Genomic DNA, 26,705 nt, shown 5'->3' with positions numbered 1-26,705 from the left:
GGATCAGTAGGAAGACCCTGACGCGCCCAGCGCCCCCGTCGGGTGCCAGACCGTCTTCGTCTCCAGGAACGCCGTCATGCGCTCGGTGCCCGGGGTCCGCGTCCAGTCGTCCACAGGCTGTGGACGAAGCACGCGCTTGAGGTTGTCGGCCGCCGCGATCTCCAGCTCCTTCGCCAGCGCCTCGTCGGCGCCCGCGAGGTCGATCGCGTTGACGTCCTGGTGGGCGGCGAGCGGCGCCGCGATCTCCGCCGTACGGCCGGACAGGATGTTGACGACTCCGCCGGGGACGTCGGAGGTGGCGAGCACCTCGGCCAGGGAGAGGGCCGGGAGCGGGCACTTCTCGCCGGCGATGACGACCGCCGTGTTGCCGGTCGCGATCACGGGCGCGACCACGGACACCAGGCCCAGGAACGACGACTCCTGCGGAGCCAGGACCGCCACCACGCCGGTCGGCTCGGGGGAGGAGAGATTGAAGAACGGGCCCGCGACCGGGTTGCCGCCCCCGATCACCTGGGCGATCTTGTCGGTCCAGCCCGCGTACCAGACCCAGCGGTCGATGGTCGCGTCCACCACGGCGGCCGCCCTGGACTTGCCGAGGCCCTCGGCGTCCGCGACCTCGCGCACGAACTGGTCCCGGCGGCCCTCCAGCATCTCCGCGACGCGGTAGAGGACCTGACCGCGGTTGTACGCCGTCGCGCCGGACCAGCCGCCGAACGCCTTGCGCGCGGCCACGACCGCGTCCCTGGCGTCCTTACGGCTCGACTGCGGCGCGTTGGCCAGCCAGTTGCCCTTCGAGTCGGTCACCTCGTACACCCGGCCGCTCTCGCTGCGGGGGAACTTGCCCCCGACGTACAGCTTGTAGGTCTTGAAGACGCTCAGACGCTGCTGCTCAGTGTTCTTGGGCTTCTCAGACATCGAGGTACGCCTCCAGGCCGTGACGGCCGCCCTCGCGGCCGAAGCCCGACTCCTTGTACCCGCCGAACGGCGAGGTGGGGTCGAACTTGTTGAACGTGTTGGACCAGATCACGCCCGCGCGCAGCTTGTTCGCGACGGCGAGGATCCGCGAGCCCTTCTCGGTCCAGATGCCGGCGGACAGGCCGTAGGGCGTGTTGTTGGCCTTCGCCACGGCCTCGTCGGGCGTGCGGAAGGTCAGGACCGACAGGACCGGGCCGAAGATCTCGTCGCGGGCGACGGTGTGGGCCTGGGTGACGTTCGTGAAGAGCGTCGGGGCGAACCAGTAGCCGGCGGACGGGATCTCGCAGGCCGGGGACCAGCGCTCGGCGCCCTCCGCCTCGCCCTGCTCGACGAGGGAGGTGATGCGCGCGAGCTGCTCCTCGGAGTTGATCGCGCCGATGTCGGTGTTCTTGTCCAGCGGGTCGCCGAGGCGAAGGGTGGACAGCCGGCGCTTCAGGGAGTCGAGCAGCTCGTCGTGGATCGACTCCTGGACGAGGAGCCGGGAGCCCGCGCAGCAGACCTGGCCCTGGTTGAAGAAGATGCCGGTGACGATGCCCTCGACCGCCTGGTCGATGGGGGCGTCGTCGAAGACGATGTTCGCGCCCTTGCCGCCCAGTTCGAGGGTGAGCTTCTTGCGGCTGCCGGCGACCGTGCGCGCGATCTCCTTGCCGACGGCGGTGGAGCCGGTGAAGGCGACCTTGTTCACCTCCGGGTGGGCGACGAGCGCGGCGCCCGCGTCGCCGTAGCCGGGGAGGATGTTGACGACGCCCCTGGGCAGGCCCGCCTGGCGGCAGATGTCCGCGAAGAAGAGCGCCGACAGGGGCGTGGTCTCCGCCGGCTTGAGGACGACCGTGTTGCCGGTGGCCAGCGCCGGGGCGATCTTCCACGCCAGCATCAGGAGCGGGAAGTTCCAGGGGATGACCTGGCCGGCGACGCCGAGCGGGCGCGGGTCCGCGCCGAAACCGGCGTGGTCGAGCTTGTCGGCCCAGCCCGCGTAGTAGAAGAAGTGCGCGGCGACCAGGGGCAGGTCCGCGTCGCGGGTCTCCTTGATCGGCTTGCCGTTGTCCAGCGTCTCCAGGACGGCCAGCTCACGGCTGCGCTCCTGGATGATCCGGGCGATGCGGAAGAGGTACTTGGCGCGCTCGGAGCCCGGCAGCGCGGACCACTTCTCGAAGGCTTTGCGGGCGGCCTTGACGGCCCGGTCGACGTCCTCGGCACCCGCTCGGGCGACCTCGGAGAGGACCTCCTCCGTGCTGGGGCTGACGGTCTTGAAGACCTTGCCCTCGGCCGAGTCGGTGAACTCGCCGTCGATGAAGAGGCCGTAGGCGGGCGCGATGTCGACGACGGAGCGGGACTCGGGCGCCGGTGCGTACTCGAATGCGGTGGTCATCTTTTCCTTGGCCATGGTCGATCAGTCCACCGTCACGTAGTCGGGGCCGGAGTAGCGGCCGGTGGCCAGCTTCTGACGCTGCATCAGCAGGTCGTTCAGGAGCGAGGAGGCGCCGAAGCGGAACCAGTGGTTGTCCAGCCAGTCCGCGCCCGCGGTCTCGTTCACCAGGACGAGGAACTTGATCGCGTCCTTGCTGGTCCGGATGCCGCCGGCGGGCTTGACGCCGACCTGGACACCGGTCTGCGCGCGGAAGTCGCGCACGGCCTCCAGCATGAGCAGGGTGTTCGCCGGGGTCGCGTTCACCGCCACCTTGCCGGTGGAGGTCTTGATGAAGTCGGCGCCGGCGAGCATGCCCAGCCAGGAGGCCCGGCGGATGTTGTCGTACGTCGACAGCTCCCCGGTCTCGAAGATGACCTTGAGCCGGGCGGCGCCCGAGGCCTCCTTCACGGCGACGATCTCGTCGAACACCTTGCGGTAGTTCCCCGCGAGGAACGCGCCGCGGTCGATGACCATGTCGATCTCGTCGGCACCCGCGGCCACGGCGTCCCGCACGTCGGCGAGCTTGACCGGCAGCGCCGCGCGGCCCGCCGGGAAGGCGGTGGCGACCGAGGCGACCTTGACACCGGAGCCGGCGACGGCCTCCTTGGCGGTGGCCACCATGTCGGGATAGACACAGACGGCGGCCGTGGCGGGGGTCGTACGGTCCGTCGGGTCCGGGTGGACCGCCTTGGCGCCGAGCGCCCGGACCTTGCCCGGGGTGTCCGCGCCTTCCAGCGTCGTCAGGTCGACCATCGAGATGGCGAGGTCGATGGCGTACGCCTTCGCGGTGGTCTTGATGGAACGGGTGCCGAGGGAGGCGGCACGCGCCTCCAGGCCGACCGCGTCGACGCCGGGCAGCCCGTGGAGGAAGCGGCGCAGCGTGCTGTCGGACGCGGTGACGTCAGCAAGTGCGTGGGGTGCGGTGGTGGGCATGGTCACCACCCGAGCATATCTACGCGCGTAGCGGCTGTACACCCCGAGGGTGCGGTTCTTATCAGGGGCGGCTGGGCGGGCGCCCCTGGAGCACGGGGCTGTATCGATCCCCGGCTGCCGCCGCGTGGGCGCGAGCAACCACGGACCACCCGCCCCGGCGCAGCTGCACGCATCCCGCACGGCGCGAAGGCGCACAGCTGAGGCAGAATCGCCGCATGACCACGCCCCTCGTCAAGGACCGCATCTACCGCTCGCCCCAGGCGCTGATCGGCGGCGTACTCCTGCTCGCCATCGTCGGCTGGCTGGGCATCGACGCGCTGCTCCGGGGCCACGGCCACACCCCCTGGCTCGCCCTGGCCGCGCTGATCCTGCTCGTGCCGCTGGTGGTGGCGTTCACCCTGCGCCCGGCGGTGTTCGCGGGCGAGGACCGGCTGCGGGTACGCAACCCGTTCCGGGTGATCACGCTGCCGTGGGGGGAGATCGCCGCCCTGCGCTCCGGCTACTCGAACGAGGTGATCGTCAAGTCGGGCGCGAAGTACCAGCTGTGGGCGATCCCCGTCTCCCTGCGCAGCCGCAAGAAGGCGGCGCGCCGGCAGACGAAGGCGGAGTCGGACGCGCAGGGCGGGCGGACCGGGTCCACCGGGCGCGTGTTCGGGGGCCTGCGGGAGCCGAGCGGCGCGGCCGGGCCGCTGCGCGCGGAGACCGACAAGATCATGGACGACCTGCGGCAGCTGCTGGAGCAGCGGGGCGAGGCCGAGTCCGCGCAGGGCGAGGTCACGGTCCGCTGGGCGTACGAGGTGGCGGCACCGGCGATCGCGGGAGCGGTGCTCCTGGTGATCCTGCTGGCGATCGGCTGACCGGGCCCGGTCCGGCACCCGCCGGCACCGCGTCGACCCGCACCCGCACCCGCACCCGCGCCTCGTCGCCGGGCCCTCGGGCCCGGCCCGCACCTCCGTCTCGGTGCCGGACCCTCGGCCTCGCCAGCGCGCCCTCTGCCCCGGCTCCGCCCCCGCACGCTCGGTGCCGGACCCTCGGCCTCGTCGACGCATCCCTGGCCCCGTCCCCGCGCCTGCACGCTCTGCCCCGGTCGGCCCCGCACGCTCTGCCCCGGCCGGTCCCGCGCCCTCTGCCCCGCCCCCGCATGCCGGTGCCGGGCTCACCGTCGTGGGTGGCCCGGCACCGTGGTTCAGGGGTTTTCTCCGGTGGGTGTCAGCGGACGTTGACGTAGTCGGACGGGGAGACCGCGGCGGCGGTCGTGGCCGTGCCGGCGTAGGACCACCGGTAGTCGCCGTCCGTGTACGCGCGGACCGTGGTGGAGACGGTGCCGTCCGCGGCGGTGGCGGCGGTCTTCAGGGTGCTCCAGGTGCTGCAGCCCGCGGCACGGAACTGGAGTTCGACGGACTGGCCGGCCCCGGCCGCGGCGAACGCGCCGGTCGCCCAGCCCGCGTTCTGCACGTCGCCCTTGACCGTGAGGAGCTTGCCCCACTTCACCGGCTCGGGGGTGGCGTCGACGGTCAGCCGGCTGTCGCGCTTCAGGGCGAACGTGGCCGCGCTCTCCAGGAACTGGGCGTCGCCGTCGGCGCCGATCGCGTACGCGCTGACGCTCCAGGTGCCGGCCAGCGCGTCGTCGGCCGGAGCGGTGCCCGGGGTGAGGTTGAAGGTCAGGGTGCAGGTGGTGGTGGCGTCGGCGGTGGGGGCGCAGTCCGTCGCGGCCGGAACCGTGCTGTCCTGGGCGGCGTACGCGCCGTGGTACAGCGTGGCGTTGATCTCCGAGAGGCCGGTCGGGTCGGTCGCGGTGACCGCGACCGAGACGGTTCTCGCGTCCGTACCGACGACGACGGGGTCACCGTTGTTGACGACGACCCCGGTGACGTAGGTGTCGCCGTACTGCTCGTCCGCGTGTGCGGCCGGAACGGCGAGGGCGGACAGGGCCACGACGCCGCACGCGGCGGCGACGGCAGAGTAAATGCGCATGCGAATTCCCCAGTCTGAATGCCATGGCCGGCCAATTCCCGGTAGCCGGGCCCGAATTGACGTGTGCAGCGTACTCACCGAGTGGAGATTTTGGAATGCTTTCGATGGTTGTCTAAGGGGATCGGTGTTTTTCCGCTAAAGAGAAGTGCGGGCGAATATCGGCTGCGTCGATTCCATGGAAAACCGAAGGGAAAACTCGACCCTAATTTCAGCGGACCTGGCGGCCACCTACGCGTACCGCGCCCGGCGGGCGGCCCTGTGGGACAGCTGTATGAACGAGGGGCAACCATTGGGTGAAGCATGCTCGGTACATTAAAGAGGGGGCAATCGTTGTCACTCGCGTCTCACTACCCTGCGGGTGCCGCATGGAGGACGAACCAGCGTCCGAACGTGCGGCCTTCCTGACAACGGGAACGGCAGGGGTGGGGATGGATGGCGGCAAGACAGGGGGGCGCGGCCGTACCTGGCACGCGCTGCCAGATAGACATATCCGCAGACGGAAGTTACCTGTGGCGGCTCACGGCCACGAACGGACGGGTGATCGCCGTGGCGGCCCTGACGTACCGCAGCTACGAGGAGTGTCGAACGGCGTTCGAGCGAATGTGCGCCGATGTCGTCGGATTACCCGGGGGTGTGCACCACACCTCCGAAGGCAACGGCTGGGTCTGGCGGTTGCGTGATCCGGCCGGCGGCGCGCTGGCCGTGTCGTCGCGCGCCTATGAGCGGCATTCGACCTGTCAGGCCGCCTATGAGCGATTCCGGGGTCTCCTGGTCGATATCGGGGCAGGCGCCATGATCGCTTGGGAGGACATGGACTGACGGTTCTGCCGTCGTTTCGGCAGTTCGCCACGGGGGGCAATGCGCAACAGGGGTCCGAACCCGCCACAACGGTGGGTTCAGACCCTTTTGCGTTCCTCCTATCGCCGCGTTCACGTCAATCCCGGAAGTTGCCTCTCGGGGACGCCTCGTTCACTTGCGCGTGTGCGGAAGTCCATCAGGCCTCAGGAGCGTCGACCCATGTGACGACGCGAATAGACGAGCGACCACTGGGTCCGGTGGAGGACCCGCCGAGACGCCTGTACGCCGATCCGGGCGTCCCGGACCGGGTGTTCAGGGGTGCTCTGCGGGGCGGCGGTGCCCTGGTGCTGGCCATCATGCTGCTCGTCGGCGGCTTTCTCACCTACCGGGCCTGGCAGGCCCTGTCGGTCGCGAAGTGGGGCTTCGTCACCACCGAGGCCTGGGAGCCGGACGGCGGCCATTTCGGTATCGCGGCCGTGCTCGTCGGCACGATCCTCATCGCGCTCGTCGCCATCGCGTTCGCCGTACCGCTGGCGCTCGGCACGGCGCTGTACATCTCCGAGTACGCCCCGCCGCGGCTCCGCCGGACCCTCGTCAGCATCGTGGACCTGATGGCCGCCGTGCCCTCGGTGGTCTACGGCCTGTGGGGGCTGTTCTTCTTCCAGGGGCACGTGGTCTCCCTGTCGCGCTGGATCTCCACGTACTTCGGATGGATACCGCTCTTCGAGGTCGACGGCGCCGATCCGCGCGACCCGCTCGCCACCGCCACCGTCTACACCTCCTCCACCTTCATCGCCGGCATGGTCGTGTCGCTGATGGTCGCGCCGATCATCTGCTCGGTGATGCGCGAGGTGTTCTCGCAGGCCCCGGTCGGCGAACGGGAGGGCGCGTACGCGCTCGGCGCCAACCGCTGGGGCATGATCCGCAGCGTCGTCCTGCCCTTCGGCAAGGGCGGCATCATCGGCGGCACCATGCTGGGCCTGGGCCGGGCGCTCGGCGAGACCATCGCCGTGTACCTGATCATCTCGCCGGTGTTCGCGATCCAGCCGCACATCCTCCAGAACGGCACCAGCTCGGTCTCCTCGCTGATCGCCCTGCGCTACGGCGAGGCGAGCGAGATCGGCATGTCGGCGCTGATGGCCGCGGGCCTCGCGCTGTTCCTGATGACCCTCGTCGTCAACTTCGTCGCGTCGTCGATCGTCGCCCGCAGCCGCTCCGGCGCGACCAGCGACTCCTGAGGAGAACCAGCCCCGATGACCGTCACCACCGCACAGAGCCCACCCGGCGACCAGGGACCGCGGACGACGCCCGCCGAACCGCCGGCGCCGCGCACCCGGCTGCCCGAACGCCGCGGCGGGCTCACCGAGTCACGCCGCAACCTGTCGACGCTGCGCGCGACCGACGTGTACGCCATGCTCGGCGCCGCCGCCGCGTCCCTCGCCGTCACCTGGCTGATGTTCGACCGGCTGCTGCCCTTCAACGGCGCACTGGGCTTCATCGTGATCGCCTACGTGCTCTTCCTCGGCCTGTACGCGCTGCTGGTCTCCTTCGACGAGGACGGGCCCGCGGTGCGCGACCGGGTGGCCGCCGCCGTCGTCCAGAGCCTCGGCGTGGTGATGATCGCCGTCCTGGCCTTCGTGATCGTCTACACCATCTACGAGGGCCGCGACGCGCTGCCGCACCTGAACTTCTACACCCAGTCGATGGCCGACGCAGGCCCGATCGAGCCGCTCAGCGTCGGCGGCATCCTGCACGCGATCGTCGGCACCCTGTGGCAGATCTCCATCGCCCTGGTGATCTGCATCCCGTCCGGACTGGTGTGCGCGGTCTTCCTCAACGAGGTGCCGGGCGCCTTCAGCCGGTTCGTCCGCACCATCGTCGAGGCGATGACAGCGTTGCCGTCCATCGTCGCCGGCCTGTTCATCTACGCGACCTTCATCCTGGCGCTGGGCTTCGACCGCTCCGGCCTCGCGGCCGCGCTGGCGATCTCCGTGATGATGCTGCCGATCATCATCCGCGCGTCGGACGTGGTGATCCGGCTGGTCCCGGGCACGCTGCGGGAGGCCTCGTACGCGCTCGGCACCTCGCGGTGGCGCACGGTGTGGCACGTGGTGCTGCCCACCTCACGGTCCGGACTGATGACGGCGATCATCCTGGGCACGGCCCGCGGGGTGGGCGAGACCTCGCCGGTCCTGCTGACCGCCGGATACACCGCGGAGCTGAACACCGATCCGCTGCACGACCCGATGGTGTCGCTCCCGCTGGCCACCTTCGAACTGGTCAAGTCCCCCGAGCCCACCTACATCGCCCGCGGCTTCGGCACCGCCGCGGTGCTGCTGGTGCTGGTGCTCGTCCTGTTCGTCATCGCCCGCGTCATCGGCGGCCGCGGGCCGGGACAGCTGACCCGCCGTCAGGAGCACCGCCGGGTGAAGGCGTCCCGCCGCGACGCCCGGCGCTTCGCGGCCCACGCCGGCACCGCCCAGCCGTCCGTCAGACCCGCACCGACGAGGAGCACCCCGTGATACCCGCATCTGTCCGACGCCCGGGCGCTACGCGCGTGTACCAGGCGCTGGCGATCTGCGTCGCCCTGGTCTGCGTGCTGCTGGCGCTGCACCCGCCGGGTGCCTTCGCCGCCACCTACGTCAAGATCAGCGGATCCGGCTCGACGTGGAGCTCCAACGCCATCGAGCAGTGGCGCCGTAACGTCAAGCAGCAGGGACTCACCGTCAACTACTCGGCCGTCGGCTCGTCGGTCGGCCGTACCCAGTTCGCGAACGGCACCTCCGACTTCGGTGTGTCCGAGATCCCCTACGGCCTCACCGAGTTCGGCACGACGGAGGCTCCGCCGCAGCGCAAGTACGCCTACATGCCGATCGTGGCCGGCGGTACGTCGTTCATGTACAACCTGAAGATCGGCGGCAGGCAGGTGACCAACCTCCGGCTGTCCGGAGACGTCATCACCAAGATCTTCACCGGGAAGCTCACCCAGTGGAACGCGCCGGAGATCAAGGCGGACAACCCCAAGCTGAACCTTCCCGCCCGCCGGATCGTCCCGGTCGTCCGCTCCGACGGCTCCGGTACGACCGCGCAGTTCAGCCTGTGGATGTCCAAGCAGTACGGCTCCCTGTGGAACGACTACTGCCGCCGGGCGGGCAAGTCCACGCCCTGCGGTCTGACGTCGTACTTCCCGGTGATCCCCGGTTCGGGCTTCGTCGCCCAGTCGCAGTCGCTCGGCGTCGCCGGCTACACCAAGCAGCCCCAGGCCGAGGGCGCCATCACCTACGTCGAGTACTCCTACGCGCGCAACGCGGGCTTCCCGGTGGCCAAGGTCCTCAACAAGGCCGGCTACTACATCGAGCCGACCGCCTCCAGCGTGGCCGTCGCGCTCACCAAGGCCCAGATCAACAACGACCCCCGCTCCGCGAACTACCTCACCCAGAACCTGGACTCCGTCTACACGTACGGCGACAAGCGCACCTACCCGCTCTCCTCCTACAGCTACATGATCATCCCGACCAAGGAGGAGATGGGCTTCACCAAGGCCAAGGGCGCGACGCTGAGCACGTTCAACGACTACTTCCTCTGCGAGGGCCAGCAACTGGCGGACCGGCTCGGCTACTCGCCGCTGCCGAAGAACCTGGTGCAGGCGGCCATGGACCAGACGAAGAAGATCCCGGGTGCGGTGGCGGGGAACATCGACATCAGCAAGTGCAACAACCCGACCTTCTCCGGCGGGAAGAACGTACTGCTGCAGAACGCCCCCTACCCGCAGGCGTGCGACAAGAAGGGGTCGGACCAGTGCGCGACCGGCACCGGCGGCAACAAGACGCCCACGCAGGTCAGCAACGGCTCCAGCACGGGCGGCTCCGGCTCCGGCGGCAGCGCCTCGGGCGGCTCCGGCACGACCGGCGGCTCGTCCTCGACGGGCGGCTCGGGCTCGACGGGCACGGGCGGTACGACGACGGGCGGCGCCACCGGCGGTACGACGGGCGGCTCCACCGCCTCGGGCGGCACGGCCGGCGGTATCGACCCCGACACCGGTGAGGCGCTCGGCGGCGGCCAGAACACCGGGGACACCTCGGTGGCCGCCAGTCCGGTCTCCCTGGCCTCGGACGACTCCATGGGCCTGCGCACCGCGCTGATGGCGCTGTCGGCCGTGCTCCTGGTCGGCGTGGTCGTCGGCCCGCCCGTGGTCGCCCGGCTGATGGCGGGCCGGAACCGGCGCAAGGGCGGTGCGGCATGAGCACCGCGCCGAACCTGCGGCCCCGGCCGCGCGTCGTCGTCGCCGTGGGAGCCCTGCTGGCCGGACTCGTCCTGGCCCTGCTCCCGGTCCCGCCCCTCACGACCCCCGCCGCGGCGGCGGGCGGCGAGGACTCCGCGGTGACGGTGACGGGCAAGAAGGGCCCGCACGACGACTTCTCCAAGCTGAAGGTGACCGTCGGCCAGACGAAGGGGCTGCGGTCGCAGGGGGTCCGGGTCAGCTGGACAGGCGGCGCTCCGACGTCGGACAACGTCTTCCAGTACGACTACCTGCAGATCATGCAGTGCTGGGGAGACGATCCGGCCGGGCCCACCCGCGAGCAGTGCGAGTTCGGCAGCACGGGCCTGGGCGATGACGTGATCAGGGGTTCCACCGCCGGGACGAGGAAGGTCTTCGCCGACCCCGAGGCCGCCAACCACTACGACCCGGGGGAGACGCAGTACACCGGTGCGAACGCCTTCGTTCCCTTCCAGCCCGTCGGCGGACTCCCGGCCACCACGTCGTCCACGGACACTACCTACTTCGGTCCGCTGGACACGAACGAGCAGGCCGCCAACCGCACCTTCGCCAACGGCACCGGGGAGGTGAACTTCGAGATACAGGACGCGGTGGAAGCCCCCCACCTCGGATGCGGTGCGAACACCGCGCCCGCCGGCAGCGACCCCGTTCCGCGGTCGTGCTGGCTGGTCGTCGTGCCGCGCGGCACGCACGACGCGGACGGTACGGATGTCCTGAACGCCGGTGGCGGCCGTGAGCCCATTCTCTTCACCTCGCCGCTGTCCGCCACCAACTGGGCCCAGCGGATGGTCGTCCCGCTGTCCTTCCAGCCGGTCGACGAGTTCTGCCCGACGGGCCAGCCGGAGCGGACCACGGCCGGCTCCGAACTGGCGACGGACGCCGTCACGTCCTGGCAGCCGAAGCTGTGCTCGGTCACGGGGAGCACCTTCTCCTTCACCCAGGGAGGGGAGGAAGTGGCCAGGAGCCAGGTACTGAACACGACGTCCGATGCTCCCCTGCTCGGCTTCACCGTCGACCCGGTCGCTCAGAACAATGCCGCGGCCAAGGTCGTGGAGGCGCCGGTGGCGGTGTCCGGAGTGGCGATCGCGTTCTTCATCGAGGGCCCGGACGGTGTCGTCCAGGACATGAAGCTGACGCCACGGCTCGTCGCCAAGATGCTCACTCATTCCTATGTGAAGGACGTGTCGCTCAATACGAAGCCCGACCATCTGAAAGGGAATCCGGACGCTTTCGTCGACGACAAGGAATTCCAGGAGCTGAATCCGGACTTTCCCACGCTGCAGGGAACGCCGAGAAGCCTCATGGTGCCGCTGCAGAGTTCCGACACCACCCGCCTGGTCTGGAACTGGCTCCAGTCCGACGCGGACGCCCGGGACTTCCTGTCCGGGAAGCCGGACCCCTGGGGTACGAAGGTGAATCCCTACTTCAAGGATCTGGACCTGGCGAAGAGCACCGAGCTCACCGACTACCCCAAGGTGGACCCGACGACACCGAACGCCCTCGCCAACAACAGCACCCCCCCGCTGACCTACACCCTGACCGACCTGGACCCGTACACGGCGGACCTGCACGACGGGGCGGTGCGCACCGTCCGGGGCAACAACAACCGCACCGTCGTATGGCAGCCCGGGGGCAACGGAAGCCCGGCCAAGCTGGGCAACGACGTGTCCCCGCCGGGCAGACGCGCCGTCCTGGCGTTCGTCGACACCGCGTCGGCGGAGCGCTACGGACTGAAGACGGCGGCCCTGCGCAACGCGGACGGCACCTTCGTCAAGCCCTCGGCCGGCACTCTTACGGCCGGAGTCGAGGCCATGAAGCCGTCGTCCGTGGACGCCACCGTGCTCGACCCCGATCCGGCGCGCGCCAAGGGCCAGGCCTACCCGCTGACGGCCGTGGCCTACGCCGCGGCCTCGATGAACCAGGACACCGCGACCCGCAAGGCGTACGCGCAGTTCATCAGGTACGTGGCCGGGGCGGGCCAGACCCAGGGCCTGGCGGCGGGCCAACTTCCCTACGGGTACGCGCCGTTGCCGGCCGAGCAGCGCGCGCAGGCCGTGACCGCCGCGAACGCCCTGGAGCAGGGCACCACCACGGGCGACTCCACCTCCGCCCCACCCGGGGAGGACGGCTCCGGGGGATCCGGCTCCGGGTCCGGCACCGGAGGGGTCTCCGGCGGCACGGGCACCGGTGGAGGGACCGCGGGCGGAGCCGGCGGGGGCGGCACCGCCAACCCGTCGCAGGCGGCCGCCGCGAACAGTTCCGCGTCGCCGTCCTCGGGGCCGCAGCAGCCCGTCGCGAGCAGCCAGAGCGGAGTCACCCCCGCAGAGGTCATGGGGATTATTCGCTGGGTTTTGCTCGTCGTTCTTTTCCTCGGCGGTGCGGCAGGACTTTCGGGTCCTCTGCTGCTTCGCCTCGCCCATCGACGGATTCCCTAGGAGATACCTAGGAAGCCTCCCCGTAACCTTTCTCTCGTCGGGAATTGGTTGGTCACCGCGTGGAATTGATGGAAGCGTATGCGGTGGCCGGCCGGCGGGTCGGCAGCACAAAAATCCGGATTCTTATTTCAGTGTTCCGGATTCAGCTTGAACGTCCAGTCTTCGAAAACCAGAAAACAAGGGGTTCAGAAGTGAACGTCAAGTCCTACGCCAAGGTCGGCGCTGTTTTCGGTGCCGCGGCTCTCGGTCTCGGAATCCTCACCTCCCCGGCGTCCGCCGATCCGACCCCGGTCACCGACTACCGTCAGCTCGCGGGTGTCGGCTCGGACACCACGCAGTACGTGGTGAACGGCCTGAGCGAGTCCTCCACGGTGACCAACGCCAGCGGCAAGATCATCGCGTCGTGGAACGCGACCGGCACGTCCACGATCAAGACCAAGGCGACCGGCTGTGACACCGTCGCGCGCCCCGACGGTTCCTCGGCCGGCATCAACGCGCTGAACGCCGACCTGGCCGCGGGCACCCAGTGCATCGACTTCGCCCGCTCCTCGCGCGGCCCGGCGGACACCAGCACCAACGACCTGACCTTCATCCCGTTCGCCAAGGACGGTGTCACCTACGCCACCGACCTGGGCAGCACCCTGCCGACGAACCTGACCACGGCGCAGCTGGCCGCGATCTACAAGTGCACCTCCACCGAGTTCCCGAACGCGCAGCCGCTGCTTCCGCAGTCCGGCTCCGGCACCCGCTCGTTCTGGCTGCAGGCCCTGGGCCTCACCGAGGCCGACCTGGGCAGCTGCGTCGACGGCACGATCCAGGAGCACAACGGCGAGGCGATCGTCAACGCCAACCAGTTGATGCCGTACTCGATCGCCCAGTGGATCGCCCAGGGCAAGGGCCTCTCGGACGTTCCGAACCGCCGTGGTGAGTCGCGCCTGCGCAACATCAACAGCACCGCCCCCACCACGGGCTCGGGCACGGCGATCGCGCTCAACAGCGCCTTCACCCCCGCCTTCCTGCGGAACGTCTACAACGTCGTCCCGACCGCCAACCTCACCAACAGCGTCGTCGCCGAGACCTTCGTCGGCTCCGCCTCGAAGGTCTGCTCCGACCCCACCACGATCACCAAGTACGGCTTCGGCACCCTGAGCAACTGCGGCGACACCGGCACCACGGGCGAGCGCTGATCCGTGCGCATCGTCTGATCCCCGCGTAACGGCCGGGCACCCTCGGGTGCCCGGCCCCACGTGCTGTCCCAGTACATCCGTCAACCGTCCCCCGGGGGGCCAAGCCATGACAGTGCCACTTCCGTTCCGAAGAGCGGCCGCCCTCGCGGCCGCCTGTGCCCTGGTCGTCCTGGGCCTCGTAGCCCTGGTCACCTCACAGTCCCAGCCTGCTCGGGCGGCCTCGGTCGGTGACTTCACCATGACGCCCGGCAGCGGGAACCTGACCGACGCGCAGCCGATCGCCGGCTCCCTCGGGTTCTCCGGCGCCTGTCCCGACGCCGCCATCGAGGACATCAACTGGAACAGCGTTCTCGCGCTGTACGTGGTCCAGCCCGGCGGCACCGAGGCGCTGGCGATGACGGGTATCACCAACGAGGCGCCCTACACCGAGGCGTCCTCGACGGTCTCGCTGGCCGCGGCGGACAACCCGGGCGTGGACGTCCGCAGCCTGTCGGACATCATCACGGGCGACGGAACGTACGAGCTGCGCCTGCGGTGCGTGTCGAACGACGACTGGTCCATTCCGCCCTCGTCGATCGTGCCGGGCGATCCGTACTGGTCCCAGAAGATCACCGTCACCGGAGACCACTGGGTGGTCGGCGAAGGTGCCACGGCCACCAGCGTGGCTCTTCTGGCCGACCCCATCGTGGCCGCGCCCGGCGCGCCGGTGAAGCTCACCGCGACGGTCTCCCCCGCGGCGGCGGCCGGCACCGTCACGTTCTCGGAGGGTGACACGACGCTGGGCCAGGCCACGGTCAGCGGCGGGAAGGCCGAGCTGACGACGACGACCCTGACCGAGGACACCCACCACATCGTCGCCAAGTTCACCCCGTCCTCCACCGCCGAGTGGGGAGCCTCGGAATCCGCCGCCTTCCAGGTGATCGTGCAGTCGGCGAGGTTCGAGATGTACGACACCGCGTCCGGGGACCTGCTGGCCGAGAACCCCCAGCTCGAACGCGGCCAGTCGGTGAAGCTCCTCCTCCGGGGCTGCGAACCGGGTAAGACGTACACGATGGCCCTGCGCAACAACGACACCTCGTTCCCCGACGCCAAGGCCGACGCGGACGGGACGGTCACCTGGCCCACGCTGACCGTGCCGGAGGAGGCCGTGGCCGGGCAGAACTACTGGGACAACACCCCGGACTGCAGCGGCGCGAACGCCGTGGCACAGGTCCGCTTCACCCTCGCCGAACCCTCCTCCGAGTCCCCCTCCGCAAGCCCGACCGACGAGCCCACGGACGAGCCCACCGACGAGCCCACGGACGGTTCCTCCACCGAGCCGACCGACGGTTCCTCCGGCGGTGACACGTCCGGCACCACCTCGGGCAGCACCGGCGGCGGCAGCACCTCCGGCGGCACGTCCGGCGGCTCCGGCGGCGGTGGCGGCCTCGCCTCCACCGGTAGCCAGATCGCGCTGTTCTCGGGCATCGGCGCCGTCGTCCTCACCGCGGCCGGCATCGCCTTCGTCCGGTACGGCCGCCGCAACGGGCTGCTGACCTTCGGCGAGCCCCGCGCCTGACCGACCGCGGAGACACGGGCGGCGGGCCCCCACCCCGCCGCCCGCGCCTCCGTCTCTCCACCTCACACCTCTTCACAGGAGCGCGCCCCGTGACCGTTCTGTCCCCGCCCCCGCCGGCCCAGGCGCCGCCGGCGCCGGCGCCCGAACCCGAGCCCCAGCCCCGTGCGGCGGCACCGCGGGCCGAGCGCCCCGGCTTCGCCTTCGCGGGGGTCGCGCTGTGCCTGCTCTCCGCCCTGCTCCTCGGCTTCGCCGCCAACCTCACCCTCGTGGGGCACCTCCAGCACAGCCGCGACCAGCAGACCGCGTACGACGAGTTCCGCCGGCAACTCGCCCTGGGCGTCGCCCCGGTGGGCCAGCAGACGTACGACGGCAAGATGCTGGCGCCGGGCGCTCCGGTCGCCCTGCTGCGCATCCCGGCCCTCGGCATCAGGCAGGTCGTCGGCGAGGGCACCACCTCCGGTGTGCTGATGTCCGGACCGGGCCACCGCCGGGACACCCCGCTGCCGGGACAGGCCGGCACCAGCGTGATCATGGGCCGCCAGTGGGGGTACGGCAGCCCGTTCAACCACCTGCACGAACTGCCCGTGGGCAGCGACATCCGGGTGACGACCGGTCAGGGCACCGCCGACTACAAGGTCACGGGCATCCGCCGCGAGGGCGACCCGCTGCCGGCCGTCCTCACCGCGAACCAGGGCCGGCTCACGCTCATCACCGCCGAGGGCGGGCCGTACACCCCCTCCGGCACGCTCCGCGTCGACGCGGAGCTGACGAGCCCCGTCCAGCCGGCCCCGCCGCGTCCGCTGGGTCTCGGCTGGATCAGCGGCTCCGAGCAGGCCATGGGCAGCGAGGGCGCCGCCTGGCTCTCCGTCTTCCTCTGGTCGCAGGCGCTGCTCCTGGCCGCCCTGCTCACCGTGGCCGCCTACCGGGTGTGGGGCCGCTGGCAGACCTGGATCGTCAGCGTCCCCGTCCTGGCCGCCCTCGGCCTCGCCGTCTCCGGCGCCGCCACCCGCCTGCTGCCCAACCTGCTCTGAACGACGAGGAGTCCACCATCATGTCCGACACCACCGACACGTCCGGCACCCTCGTCGACGAGATCCTCGACCCGACGAAGAGGATCACGGCCGTCAAGGCGCCGAGGCTCGGCGCGGCCACCGCGCAGAGCAACCCGGCGACGCTGGAGGCCGAGGCCATCTCGGCCTGGTTCGGCAACCACAAGGTGCTGGAGCACGTCTCGCTCACCATGCCCGCCCGCACGGTCACCGCGCTCATCGGGCCGTCCGGCTGCGGCAAGTCCACCTTCCTGCGGATCCTCAACCGCATGCACGAACTGATCGGCTCCGCCTCCCTCTCCGGCCGGGTGCTCCTCGACGGCGACGACATCTACGACCGCGGCCGCCGCATCACCCACGCCCGCCGCGAGATCGGCATGGTCTTCCAGAAGCCCAACCCCTTCCCCGCGATGTCGATCTACGACAACGTCACCGCCGGCCTGAAGCTGGCCGGGGTCAGGGCGGGCCGCGACGACAAGGACTGGCTCGTCGAGGAGTGCCTCACCAAGGCGGGCCTGTGGAAAGAGGTCAAGGACCGGCTCCGCCAGCCCGGCGGCGCGCTCTCCGGCGGCCAGCAGCAGCGCCTGTGCATCGCGCGCTCCCTCGCGGTCCGGCCCCGGGTCCTCCTGATGGACGAGCCTTGCTCGGCCCTCGACCCGACCTCGACGCGCCGTATCGAGGAGACGATCCACGAGCTGACCGACGAGGTCACCATCGTGATCGTCACCCACAACATGCAGCAGGCGGCCCGCGTCTCCAAGCAGTGCGCCTTCTTCCTCGCCGAGCAGGGCACCCCCGGCGTGATCGTCGAACACGGCCCCACCGAGGACATGTTCGGCAACCCGCAGGATCCGCGCACCACGGACTACGTGAACGGCCGCTTCGGATAAGACCGCGACGGCCCCGAACAGGGAGTTCAGAAGTGACCTTGCGGTCTCGGCGCCACCTCCCTCGGGCGCGGTCGGTGACCACCGGACGATCCGGTCGTGCGGCGGACCGTACCGCCGCCGCACGCCGGCTCCTCGCCGTGGCGGCCGTGGCCGCCTCCGCGGCCCTGGCGGGCTGCGCCGCCCCCGGGACGGGCGACAGGCCGTCGGCGGACTCGCCGGTGAGCGCCCCGGCCCCCGCCCCGTCTCGCGCACCGGTGCCCACGTCCGACGGGACGCCGAGCCGAGCCGTTCCGTCCCCCCGCGCCTCCACGGCGCCCACCCCCAGCCCCACGCCCCGCCCGTCGGCGTCCCCGAGCACACCCCAGGCATCGCCCCGGGCCGGACTCCCGGACCCGGCCCCCACCGCCTCCCCGCGCCCCCGCACCACACCCGTCGCCCCGGTGGCATCGCCGCGACCGTCGGCCGAAGCCGAGGCGCAGACGCTCGGCGCGCGCAGCCGGGACGGCTCCACCACCCTGCGGATCGGCTCCTGGTCCGCCCGGGTCGTCCGCGGCGGCCAGGACGCGGTGGACGCCTGCCAGGACGCCGTCCAGTGGACGGGGCCCGACCTCGGCACGGAGGACGGCTACGCGCTGCGCACCGCCGTCGTCGTCGGCCACGACTACTGCGGCTTCGGGCGGTTCGCCGAACTGCCCGTGGGTACGACCGTCACGGCCACCACCCCGCGCGGCACCTTCTCCTACCGCGCGTACGCCACCTACGTCTCACCCGGCCGCGGCACCCCCTCCCACGGCCTGTACTGGGGCGACCTCACGCTCCAGTCCTGCGTCGGGCCGAACACGGGCTTCACCTACCTCATGCGCGTCCAGCCGTAGCCGGCCGGCCGTGAGCGAAGGGAGAGCGGTATGCCACGAGAGAAGGATCGGGACGAGAAGCGAGAGAAGAACCGACCGGAGAACCGCCAGGAGCACCGAGCGGGGAAGAGCGGCGACGGCGGTCCGGTCAACAGCTTCGGCATCGGCAGCGGAGGCGACGCGCTGTTCCGTGGCGGCACGTGGACGCCCTGGAGCAGCGTGCTCGTCGGGCTCATCGGCGCGGCCGGGCTCTGGCTCGGGGTGACCCTGGAGCAGTGGGTGATCGTGGGCTTCTCCGGTGCGATGACGCTCGTCGCCGGGCTGTGGATACGTGCCTCGGTGCGCAGCCACCGGGACGCGCGACGCCTGGAGCGACGAGCGGCCCGCGACCCCGGCCGGTGACGGGGGCCACCGCGGCCGCGCACGCCTGCGCACACCCGAGGTGCCCGGCACCGGGTCCGGCTGACTCGAGGGACCGGACCCCGTGCCGGGCTCTTACGCGGCAACCGGTGTTCCGCCAGTGAGCCGGGGCGGCGGAACGCCTGGGGGCGGATGCCTCCAAGGGGGGCCGGGAGTGCATCCCTACCGCAGTCACAGCGTGCGGTCGCCCTCTCGGCCGTAGGCGGCCGAGAAGCAAGCGAAGGCCCAACTCCCCGTGAATCACGGCGCGCTCGGCCACACCAGGAGCATGTACGCACCGCAGTACACCGACCCCGCCACCGCGGCCGTCAGCGCGAGCACCCGCAACCGCCGTGACGCGCGGGCGAGATACCCGGCGACGGGCAGCAGCAGCGGGAAGCCGGGCAGGAGGAAGCGGGCCCGCGGGAAGTAGACGCCCCCGCTGGCCACCACGATCACCAACAGGACCGCACCGAACACCAGCAGCGGCACCGGCTGCCGGTCCGCCACCGCGAGCCCGAACAGCACGACCGACGCGAGCATCGTCAGGCTCACCACCACCAGGAACAGCTCCGGCCGCGGGACCTGCCCGAACAGGTGCCGCAGCCAGCGCACGGTCTCCGCCCCGCCGTCCAGCTCGTTGTGCCACATCCGCTGTACGGCGAAGTAGCCGTCCCAGCGGCCCAGTCTGAGGCCCACCCAGCCGACGTACGCGCACCAGCCCAGCGGGGCCAGCACGGCCGCCGTCAGCGCGCGGGCCGAGAAGCGGGTGCGCAGGGAGAGCAGCGCGGCGACCGTCACCGCGGCGGCCACCGCGATGCCGGTCGGCCTCGTCAGCCCCGCCAGCACCGAGCCCGCCGCCGCCCACAGCCAGCGTTCGGCGAGCACCGCGTACAGGGTCCACGCGGCGAACGCCGTGAACAGCGACTCGGTGTAGCCCATCCACTGCACCAGACCCACCGGGTACGCCGCCCACAACACGGTGAGCAGCACCCCGACCCGCCGCCCGCCCAGCCGGTCGCCCACCGCGAACACGCCCCAGGCCGCGACCAGCGACGCCAGCCACGCGAGCCCGAGCCCGGTACTGGCCCGGGTGCCCGGGGTCAGCACGGCCACGGCCTTGACCAGCAGCGGATACAGCGGGAAGAACGCCAGGTTGTTGTGGTCGTAGGCGGTGCCGAGCGCGTGCGCGTACCCGTGGTCGGCGATCCCGAGATACCACCGGGAGTCCCACTGCGTCGCCAGCATCGGCCACACCCCGTGGTGCCGCCGGTGCGCCCACACGGCGAGGAACACCAGCCCGGTGAGCCGTACGGCCAGATACGCGGCGAGGGCCGGCGCCGCCCGGCGCAGCGCGTGGCGGGGGACGGCCGCGGTGGGGAGGTGGGGTCGTCGGGAGCCCGGAATGTGTCCGCTGGGGGCGGTGTCGGGGGCGGTCGAGGACACGGCGGCGGCTCCAGACTCCGGTACGACGGCGGTGGCGGGCGTTACCCGACCACCGTTTCCCGGCCGCCGGGGCACGGTGTGGAACCCGGGTCAACTACCGCCGGGAAATCACCCGATGGGGTGCTACGGGCCCGTACATGGGCCAACGCACGGGTGCACCTCGTCGTCAACGGCCACCGCCACGTCCACGAGCGGGCCGGCCGGCGGCCGACGCCGACCGGGACGGTGGGCCGAGGGGCGCCGCCGGGCGCCCCTCGGTTCAGATGCCGGCTGCTGCCGACAGGTCCCGCTTGATCGCGGCCAGGGTCTCGGCCGCCTTGGCGCGGGCCGCCGGGAGGCCGGCGTGCGTGGCCACCGGGACGACCACTTCCAGGTAGCACTTCAGCTTGGGCTCGGTGCCGCTGGGGCGGACGACGACCCGGGCGCCCGTGAGGGTGTAGCGCAGGCCGTCGGTGGGCGGGAGCCGGTCCGTGCCCTGGTTCAGGTCCTCCGCCTTGGTGACCGGGAGGCCGGCCAGGGCGGCCGGGGGCTGCTCGCGGAGCGTCCGCATGGCGGCCGCGATGACGGAGAGGTCCTCGACGCGGACCGAGAGCTGGTCGGTGGCGTGCAGGCCGTGCTCGACGGCGAGGTCGTCGAGGAGGTCGAGGAGGGTGCGGCCCTCCTCCTTGAGGACCGAGGCCAGCTCGGTGATCAGGAGCGCGGCGGTGATGCCGTCCTTGTCGCGGACGCCGTCGGGGTCGACGCAGTAGCCGAGGGCCTCCTCGTAGCCGTAGCGCAGGCCGTCGACGCGGGCGATCCACTTGAAGCCGGTGAGGGTCTCCTCGTACGGCAGTCCGGCCTTCTCGGCGATCCGGCCGAGGAGGGAGGAGGAGACGATCGACTCGGCGAAGACGCCGGTGGCGCCGCGGCGGACCAGGTGGGCGGCGAGGAGGGAGCCGACCTCGTCGCCGCGGAGCATGCGCCACGCGCCGTCGTCCTTGACGGCCGCGGCGCAGCGGTCGGCGTCGGGGTCGTTGGCGATGATCAGGTCGGGGTCGGTCTCGCGGGCCTTCGCGAAGGAGAGGTCCATCGCGCCGGGCTCTTCCGGGTTGGGGAAGGCGACGGTCGGGAAGTCCGGGTCCGGTTCGGCCTGTTCGGTGACGAGGGCGGGGGTGGGGAAGCCGGCGCGGGCGAAGGCGGCGAGGAGGGTGTCCTTGCCGACGCCGTGCATGGCCGTGTAGACGGTGCGGGCGGTGCGGGGGGAGCCGGGGGCCAGGACGGCGTCCGTACGGGCCAGGTAGGCCTCCAGGACGGTGTCGTCGAGGGTTTCCCAGCCGGCCTCGGGGCGGGGGATGTCGTGGAGGCTCGCGATCGACTGGATTTCGGCGGCGATCTCCGCGTCGGCGGGCGGGACGATCTGGGAGCCGTCGCCGAGGTAGACCTTGTAGCCGTTGTCGCGGGGCGGGTTGTGGCTGGCGGTGACCTCCACGCCGGCGACCGCGCCCAGGTGCCGTATGGCGAACGCCAGGACGGGGGTGGGGAGGGGGCGGGGGAGGACGACGGCGGTGAGGCCGGCGCCGGTCATGACGGCCGCGGTGTCGCGGGCGAAGTCGGCGGACTTGTGGCGGGCGTCGTAGCCGATGACGACGGTGCCGGTGCCCTGGCCGTGGTTCTTCAGGTATGCGGCGAGGCCGGCGGCGGCGCGGATGACGACGGTGCGGTTCATGCGCATGGGGCCGGCGCCGAGTTCGCCGCGCAGGCCGGCGGTGCCGAACTGGAGGGTGCCGGTGAAGCGGGCCGACAGTTCGGTGATGTCACCGGCGTCGATCAGCTTGGCCAGCTCGTCGCGGGTGTCCGGGTCCGGGTCCTCGGCGAGCCAGGTCCTGGCCCGGGCGATGAGATCGTCTTGCACGGTCGTCGTCCAACCTCTCGTGGTGTGCCTGCGGCGCCTGTGCTGCTTCGGTGGGGGTGCGCGTAGCGCCTACGGGTGGTGGTGGGTCGGGGCCGGGGTGGGGAGTCTCCGTCCTCGGACCGGCGGTGCTGTCTCTCGTCCTGCACAGGGCGACGGGCGCCGGCCGCTGCGGGCGGAAACTCCCCACCCCGTCCCCTTCCCGCCGCGCGCGACCGACGACCCCCACGAACGACCGACGACCACGACCCACTGCGCGTGCAGCCGACGGTTCGTTCTGGGTTGCGCGTGTAGCCGACGGTTCGTTGTGGGCCGCCTGTGTAGCCGACGGTTCGTTGTGGGTTGCGCGTGCGGGTGACGGTTCGTTGTGGGGCGCGCGTGCAGGCGACGGTTCGTTGTGGGGCCGGGTGGGTGTGTCCGCCCAGGGGCGCGGGGAACTGCGCGACCGGCCGGTGGCGGTCCCGCAGTCGCTCTACGACCCTTCGTGGCACCCTCTGCCGCGTTTCTCAGATCCTGCCCAGTACCTGCGCGAGCAGCTCGCCCATCCGTGCCGCCGAGTCGCGGCCCGCCTGGAGGACCTCCTCGTGGTTGAGGGGCTCGCCGGTCATGCCCGCCGCCAGGTTGGTCACCAGGGAGATGCCCAGGACCTCGGCGCCCGCCTCGCGCGCGGCGATCGCCTCGAGGACCGTCGACATGCCCACCAGGTCCGCGCCGATGACGCGGGCCATGCGGATCTCGGCCGGCGTCTCGTAGTGCGGGCCGGGGAACTGCGCGTAGACGCCCTCTTCGAGGGTGGCGTCGATCTCCTTGCACAGGGCGCGCAGGCGGGGGGAGTAGAGGTCCGTCAGGTCCACGAAGTTCGCGCCGACGATCGGGGAGGTCGCCGTCAGGTTGATGTGGTCGCTGATGAGGACCGGCTGCCCGGGGCGCATGCCCTCGCGCAGGCCGCCGCAGCCGTTGGTGAGGACGATGGTCTTGCAGCCGGCGGCGACGGCGGTGCGGACCCCGTGCGCGACGGCGGCGACACCGCGGCCCTCGTAGTAGTGCGTGCGGCCCAGGAAGACCAGCGAGCGCTTGTCACCGAAGGAGTACGAGCGGATCTTGCCGCCGTGCCCCTCGACGGCCGGCGGCGGGAAGCCGGGCAGCTCGGTGACGTGGAACTCGGCGTCGGGAGCGCCCAGGGCGTCGACGGCCGGAGCCCAGCCGGAGCCCATCACGAGGGCGACGTCGTGGGTCTCGGCGCCCGTGAGCTCGCGCAGGCGCGCGGCGGCCGCCCCGGCAGCGGCATGGGGGTCGCCCTGGATGTCGTCCGGAAGAAGAGATGCGTTCACGCGGATGAGAGTAGCTGGTCTGGGCCTACGCGCGTAGATGACTGAGCTCACGGGAAGGCGATCGTTGTCTTGTCGTTTCCAACGATCGGTGTGACGCAGGCAACTTTTGTTCTGGCTGTGGGTGGTCTGTGTGGTTTGGGGGCTCAGCAGGGGCGCTTGCGGAGCTCCATGACGTAGTCGTGCGGGGCGCCCGCCGACTCCGCCGCGTCGGCGATCTCGCCGAGATAGCGGGCCGAGGGGAAGCCGCCCTCGTAGCCGTTGAGGACGTAGAGCCAGGCGGTCTCCTCGCCCTCCAGCGTGTGCACGCGCACGCGTGCCCGGCGGTAGATGCCCATGCCGACGCCCTCCCAGCGGTCCATGGACTCCTCGTCCATCGCGGCCAGGTCGTAGAGGCCGACGAAGACCTGGGAGAGGGGGTCCTCGACGATCGTCGCCAGTGCGCCCTCCCAGCCCAGCTGCTCGCCGCCGAAGGTCAGCCGCCATCCGTTCAGCCAGCCGGTGGCGCGGAGGGGGGAGTGCGGGGCGCGGCGGGACATCAGCCGTGCGTCGAGATTGCCGGCGTACGCGGCGTAGAGCGACGACATGGAGAGAGGGTACGGCAGCCGTCCCGGGTACCTCTCCAGCCCCGGGGAGCGCCGGGTGGCGCCCCCGGGCAGTAGCACCTTGAGGGGTGCGGGACAATGGAGTACGTGACTCGGATCGTGATCATCGGTGGCGGACCCGGCGGCTATGAAGCGGCGCTGGTGGCCGCGCAGCTCGGCGCGGAGGTGACCGTCGTCGACTGCGACGGTCTGGGCGGAGCGTCGGTGCTGACCGACTGCGTGCCGTCGAAGACTCTTATCGCTACGGCCGAGGTGATGACCAACTTCGACTCCTCGTACGAGGAGCTGGGGATCATCGTCGCCGACGACACCCCGCCGCTGGAGCAGGCGGCGCGGGTGGTCGGGGTCGATCTGGGCAAGGTCAACCGGCGGGTGAAGCGGCTTGCGCTGGCCCAGTCGCACGACATCACGGCCTCCGTGACGCGTGCCGGTGCCCGGGTCATGCGGGGGCGGGGGCGGCTGGAGGGCATGCAGTCCCTGGACGGGTCGCGGAAGGTCGTGGTCGCGGCCGCGGACGGGAGTGAGGAGACCCTCGTCGCGGACGCGGTGCTCATCGCGACCGGTGGTCATCCCCGTGAGCTGCCCGACGCCCAGCCCGACGGCGAGCGCATCCTGAACTGGACCCAGGTCTACGACCTCGACGAGCTCCCCGAGGAGCTCATCGTGGTCGGGTCGGGTGTGACCGGTGCCGAGTTCGCCGGCGCCTACCAGGCGCTCGGGTCGAGGGTCACGCTGGTGTCGTCGCGGGACCGGGTGCTGCCGGGTGAGGATCCGGATGCGGCTGCCGTTCTGGAGGACGTCTTCCGCCGTCGTGGCATGAACGTCATGGCCCGGTCGCGTGCCGCCGCCGCCAAGCGGGTCGGGGACCGGGTCGAGGTGACGCTCGCGGACGGCCGGGTCATCAGCGGTTCGCACTGTCTGATGGCCGTCGGTGCGATTCCGAACAGCGCCGGTCTCGGGCTGGAGGGGGCGGGCGTCAAGCTGCGCGACTCCGGGCACATCTGGACCGACAAGGTGTCGAGGACGACCGCGCCCGGTGTGTACGCCGCCGGTGACGTGACGGGCGTGTTCGCGCTGGCGTCGGTGGCCGCCATGCAGGGGCGGATCGCGATGTACCACTTCCTGGGCGACGCGGTGGCTCCGCTGAACCTGAAGACCGTGTCGTCGAACGTGTTCACCGATCCGGAGATCGCGACGGTGGGGTACACCCAGGCGGACGTGGACGCGGGCAAGATCGACGCCCGGGTCGTGAAGCTGCCGCTGCTGCGCAACCCGCGCGCGAAGATGCAGGGCATCCGGGACGGCTTCGTGAAGCTGTTCTGCCGGCCGGGGACGGGGATCGTGGTGGGCGGCGTGGTGGTCTCGCCGCGGGCCTCGGAGCTGATCCATCCGATCTCGATCGCCGTCGACAACAATCTGACGGTCGAACAGATCGCGAACGCGTTCACCGTGTACCCGTCTCTTTCGGGGTCGATCGCGGAGGTCGCGCGGCAGCTGCACACGCGGAAGACCGGCAGCGAACTCTGACGGCCGGAACCGACTCCCCGCTGGTCACGGGGAGTTGTCGAGCATGCGTGCGGCATAGTCGGGTGGGATGGCTCCTATACCACTTCCGACCCTGCTGTGCGAACAACTTCTGCTATTCGGCGCAAACTGCTGAAACCAGACGGTCGTTGGGGTTACTGTCAGTTTCGTGTTCGCTGCAGAACGTCGCCAATTGATCCTCGAAATGGTGCGCGCGAACGGGGCCGTATCGCTCCGTGAGCTCGCCCGCGTCGTCCAGACCTCAGAAGTGACCGTACGGCGGGACGTGCGCGCACTGGAGGCAGAAGGACTCCTCGACCGCCGGCATGGCGGTGCGGTACTGCCGGGCGGGTTCACGCGGGAGTCCGGCTTTCCGCAGAAGTCACATCTCGCGACCGCCGAGAAGACGGCCATCGCCGATCTCGCCGCGGGTCTCGTCGAAGAGGGCGAGGCCATCGTGGTCGGGGCGGGTACCACCACCCAGGAACTCGCGCGCCGGCTGGCGCGGGTGCCCGGCCTCACCGTCGTCACCAACTCGCTACTGGTGGCACAGGCCCTGGCCCATGCCAACCGGGTCGAGGTCGTGATGACCGGCGGCACCCTGCGCGGTTCCAACTACGCCCTGGTCGGCTCCGGCGCGGAGCAGTCCCTGCAGGGACTGCGCGTGTCGAAGGCCTTCCTGTCGGGCAGTGGCCTGACGGCCGAGCGGGGCCTGTCCACGTCCAACATGCTGTCGGCGTCCGTCGACCGGGCGCTGGTGCAGGCCGCCGCGGAGGTGGTCGTCCTCGCCGACCACACCAAGCTCGGTACGGACACGATGTTCCAGACCGTGCCGACAGACGTCATCACCCGGCTGGTCACGGACGAGCCGCCGGCTCATGACGACCGTGCCGCCACGGAGCTCCAGGCCCTCGCCGACCAGGGGGTGCAGATCGCTGTGGCCGGAGCGTCGGGAAACCCGGGGGGTGATCATGTCCCGTCGCGGCAGCAACAGCATCAGCAGCGTCGGGACGTATCCCTTCCGGGGCCGCGGCGCAGTCAGGTGCCGGGGTCGGGCCTGCGATCGGCCTCGATGCTGAACGGGGAGCAGCCGACGGGGACCGAGCGGGGGCGGGTTGCTGATATGCGGCGGCGCTGACCGGGTGCCTGCCGTGGTGGTTCGGTTGTCGCGCGGG

General features: G+C 71.1%; 22 protein-coding genes. 14 read left to right on the top strand and 8 right to left on the bottom strand.

The annotated features are described in order from the left end of the window. Window positions 1-3: 3 nt before the first annotated feature. The 3 genes from ACFWXC_RS16830 to deoC are packed head-to-tail and all read right to left on the bottom strand — an operon-like array spanning window position 4 to window position 3,316. The gene (locus ACFWXC_RS16830; protein WP_384479299.1) at window positions 4-915 is read right to left on the bottom strand and encodes an aldehyde dehydrogenase family protein; all 912 of its coding nucleotides are present in this window, start codon (window positions 913-915) and stop codon (window positions 4-6) included. Beyond that, on the bottom strand, window positions 908-2,344 hold the full coding sequence (locus ACFWXC_RS16825; protein ID WP_384479297.1) for an aldehyde dehydrogenase family protein: 1,437 nt from the start codon (window positions 2,342-2,344) through the stop codon (window positions 908-910). The genes ACFWXC_RS16830 and ACFWXC_RS16825 overlap by 8 nt, the downstream gene beginning before the upstream one ends. A 21-nt stretch (window positions 2,345-2,365) precedes the next feature. Continuing rightward, window positions 2,366-3,316, bottom strand: a complete 951-nt coding sequence (gene deoC, locus ACFWXC_RS16820; protein ID WP_384479334.1) for a deoxyribose-phosphate aldolase — start codon at window positions 3,314-3,316, stop codon at window positions 2,366-2,368. 215 nt (window positions 3,317-3,531) lie between these two features. Between deoC and ACFWXC_RS16815 the strand changes: the two genes are divergently transcribed. Continuing rightward, on the top strand, window positions 3,532-4,173 hold the full coding sequence (locus ACFWXC_RS16815) for a PH domain-containing protein (RefSeq protein WP_384479295.1): 642 nt from the start codon (window positions 3,532-3,534) through the stop codon (window positions 4,171-4,173). 352 nt (window positions 4,174-4,525) lie between these two features. On the opposite strand, the gene ACFWXC_RS16810 is transcribed toward ACFWXC_RS16815, so the two are convergent. After that, entirely contained in the window at window positions 4,526-5,290 is a 765-nt protein-coding gene (locus ACFWXC_RS16810; protein WP_384479293.1) for a calcium-binding protein, read from the bottom strand. A 432-nt stretch (window positions 5,291-5,722) separates the two neighbouring features. Between ACFWXC_RS16810 and ACFWXC_RS16805 the strand changes: the two genes are divergently transcribed. From ACFWXC_RS16805 to ACFWXC_RS16755, 11 genes are all read left to right on the top strand, one after another. Then, window positions 5,723-6,109, top strand: a complete 387-nt coding sequence (locus ACFWXC_RS16805) for a DUF1508 domain-containing protein (RefSeq protein WP_384479291.1) — start codon at window positions 5,723-5,725, stop codon at window positions 6,107-6,109. Between the two features lie 200 nt (window positions 6,110-6,309). Further along, a complete protein-coding gene (gene pstC / locus ACFWXC_RS16800) occupies window positions 6,310-7,326 on the top strand; it encodes a phosphate ABC transporter permease subunit PstC (protein ID WP_384479289.1) in 1,017 nt (338 codons plus the stop codon). A 15-nt stretch (window positions 7,327-7,341) separates the two neighbouring features. Then, the gene (pstA, locus tag ACFWXC_RS16795) at window positions 7,342-8,610 is read left to right on the top strand and encodes a phosphate ABC transporter permease PstA (RefSeq protein WP_384479287.1); all 1,269 of its coding nucleotides are present in this window, start codon (window positions 7,342-7,344) and stop codon (window positions 8,608-8,610) included. Beyond that, window positions 8,607-10,331, top strand: coding sequence for a phosphate ABC transporter substrate-binding protein PstS (pstS, locus tag ACFWXC_RS16790; protein WP_384479285.1), 1,725 nt, complete (start codon window positions 8,607-8,609; stop codon window positions 10,329-10,331). The genes pstA and pstS overlap by 4 nt, the downstream gene beginning before the upstream one ends. After that, entirely contained in the window at window positions 10,328-12,802 is a 2,475-nt protein-coding gene (locus tag ACFWXC_RS16785) for a hypothetical protein (RefSeq protein WP_384479284.1), read from the top strand. The genes pstS and ACFWXC_RS16785 overlap by 4 nt, the downstream gene beginning before the upstream one ends. Before the next feature lie 191 nt (window positions 12,803-12,993). Beyond that, window positions 12,994-13,989 (top strand): hypothetical protein, encoded by a 996-nt coding sequence (locus ACFWXC_RS16780; RefSeq protein ID WP_384479282.1) that lies wholly within the window; start codon window positions 12,994-12,996, stop codon window positions 13,987-13,989. 106 nt (window positions 13,990-14,095) lie between these two features. After that, entirely contained in the window at window positions 14,096-15,547 is a 1,452-nt protein-coding gene (locus tag ACFWXC_RS16775; protein WP_384479281.1) for an Ig-like domain-containing protein, read from the top strand. 89 nt (window positions 15,548-15,636) lie between these two features. Continuing rightward, a complete protein-coding gene (locus ACFWXC_RS16770) occupies window positions 15,637-16,578 on the top strand; it encodes a sortase (protein ID WP_384479280.1) in 942 nt (313 codons plus the stop codon). Window positions 16,579-16,598: 20 nt separating this feature from the next. Next, window positions 16,599-17,486 (top strand): phosphate ABC transporter ATP-binding protein, encoded by an 888-nt coding sequence (locus tag ACFWXC_RS16765; RefSeq protein ID WP_384479279.1) that lies wholly within the window; start codon window positions 16,599-16,601, stop codon window positions 17,484-17,486. Between the two features lie 74 nt (window positions 17,487-17,560). Beyond that, entirely contained in the window at window positions 17,561-18,361 is an 801-nt protein-coding gene (locus tag ACFWXC_RS16760; RefSeq protein WP_384479277.1) for a hypothetical protein, read from the top strand. A gap of 30 nt (window positions 18,362-18,391) precedes the next feature. Beyond that, on the top strand, window positions 18,392-18,742 hold the full coding sequence (locus ACFWXC_RS16755; protein ID WP_384479275.1) for a hypothetical protein: 351 nt from the start codon (window positions 18,392-18,394) through the stop codon (window positions 18,740-18,742). Window positions 18,743-19,000: 258 nt separating this feature from the next. Here the strand turns inward: ACFWXC_RS16755 and ACFWXC_RS16750 are convergent, their stop codons facing one another. The 4 genes from ACFWXC_RS16750 to ACFWXC_RS16735 all read right to left on the bottom strand — a co-directional run bounded on the left by ACFWXC_RS16750 (window position 19,001) and on the right by ACFWXC_RS16735 (window position 23,988). Beyond that, complete coding sequence (locus ACFWXC_RS16750) at window positions 19,001-20,185, bottom strand: hypothetical protein (protein WP_384479273.1); 1,185 nt, start codon at window positions 20,183-20,185, stop codon at window positions 19,001-19,003. Between the two features lie 259 nt (window positions 20,186-20,444). Further along, window positions 20,445-22,076, bottom strand: coding sequence for a phospho-sugar mutase (locus ACFWXC_RS16745; protein ID WP_384479272.1), 1,632 nt, complete (start codon window positions 22,074-22,076; stop codon window positions 20,445-20,447). Window positions 22,077-22,579: 503 nt separating this feature from the next. After that, a complete protein-coding gene (locus tag ACFWXC_RS16740) occupies window positions 22,580-23,404 on the bottom strand; it encodes a purine-nucleoside phosphorylase (RefSeq protein ID WP_384479270.1) in 825 nt (274 codons plus the stop codon). Between the two features lie 143 nt (window positions 23,405-23,547). Then, entirely contained in the window at window positions 23,548-23,988 is a 441-nt protein-coding gene (locus ACFWXC_RS16735) for a gamma-glutamylcyclotransferase (RefSeq protein ID WP_384479268.1), read from the bottom strand. 96 nt (window positions 23,989-24,084) lie between these two features. Between ACFWXC_RS16735 and ACFWXC_RS16730 the strand changes: the two genes are divergently transcribed. Both ACFWXC_RS16730 and ACFWXC_RS16725 read left to right on the top strand, forming a co-directional pair. Next, window positions 24,085-25,533, top strand: coding sequence for an NAD(P)H-quinone dehydrogenase (locus ACFWXC_RS16730; RefSeq protein ID WP_384479266.1), 1,449 nt, complete (start codon window positions 24,085-24,087; stop codon window positions 25,531-25,533). Between the two features lie 202 nt (window positions 25,534-25,735). After that, window positions 25,736-26,668 carry a DeoR/GlpR family DNA-binding transcription regulator gene (locus ACFWXC_RS16725; protein WP_384479333.1) on the top strand — a complete coding sequence of 311 codons (933 nt, stop codon included), beginning with the start codon at window positions 25,736-25,738 and terminating at the stop codon, window positions 26,666-26,668. Window positions 26,669-26,705 lie beyond the last annotated feature (37 nt).

The organism is Streptomyces sp. NPDC058683 (genome assembly GCF_042716195.1).
Lineage (GTDB): Bacteria > Actinomycetota > Actinomycetes > Streptomycetales > Streptomycetaceae > Streptomyces.
The sequence above is the reverse complement of the archived record's forward strand: the minus strand, read 5'-3'. Positions and strand labels throughout refer to the sequence as shown.

Coding starts and splice junctions, on each gene's coding strand:
- ACFWXC_RS16830 (WP_384479299.1), bottom strand. CDS start 915: ATGTCTGAGAAGCCCAAGAACACTGAGCAGCAGCGTCTGAGCGTCTTC.
- ACFWXC_RS16825 (WP_384479297.1), bottom strand. CDS start 2,344: ATGACCACCGCATTCGAGTACGCACCGGCGCCCGAGTCCCGCTCCGTC.
- deoC (WP_384479334.1), bottom strand. CDS start 3,316: ATGCCCACCACCGCACCCCACGCACTTGCTGACGTCACCGCGTCCGAC.
- ACFWXC_RS16815 (WP_384479295.1), top strand. CDS start 3,532: ATGACCACGCCCCTCGTCAAGGACCGCATCTACCGCTCGCCCCAGGCG.
- ACFWXC_RS16810 (WP_384479293.1), bottom strand. CDS start 5,290: ATGCGCATTTACTCTGCCGTCGCCGCCGCGTGCGGCGTCGTGGCCCTG.
- ACFWXC_RS16805 (WP_384479291.1), top strand. CDS start 5,723: ATGGCGGCAAGACAGGGGGGCGCGGCCGTACCTGGCACGCGCTGCCAG.
- pstA (WP_384479287.1), top strand. CDS start 7,342: ATGACCGTCACCACCGCACAGAGCCCACCCGGCGACCAGGGACCGCGG.
- ACFWXC_RS16785 (WP_384479284.1), top strand. CDS start 10,328: ATGAGCACCGCGCCGAACCTGCGGCCCCGGCCGCGCGTCGTCGTCGCC.
- ACFWXC_RS16775 (WP_384479281.1), top strand. CDS start 14,096: ATGACAGTGCCACTTCCGTTCCGAAGAGCGGCCGCCCTCGCGGCCGCC.
- ACFWXC_RS16765 (WP_384479279.1), top strand. CDS start 16,599: ATGTCCGACACCACCGACACGTCCGGCACCCTCGTCGACGAGATCCTC.
- ACFWXC_RS16755 (WP_384479275.1), top strand. CDS start 18,392: ATGCCACGAGAGAAGGATCGGGACGAGAAGCGAGAGAAGAACCGACCG.
- ACFWXC_RS16735 (WP_384479268.1), bottom strand. CDS start 23,988: ATGTCGTCGCTCTACGCCGCGTACGCCGGCAATCTCGACGCACGGCTG.
- ACFWXC_RS16730 (WP_384479266.1), top strand. CDS start 24,085: ATGGAGTACGTGACTCGGATCGTGATCATCGGTGGCGGACCCGGCGGC.
- ACFWXC_RS16725 (WP_384479333.1), top strand. CDS start 25,736: ATGGTGCGCGCGAACGGGGCCGTATCGCTCCGTGAGCTCGCCCGCGTC.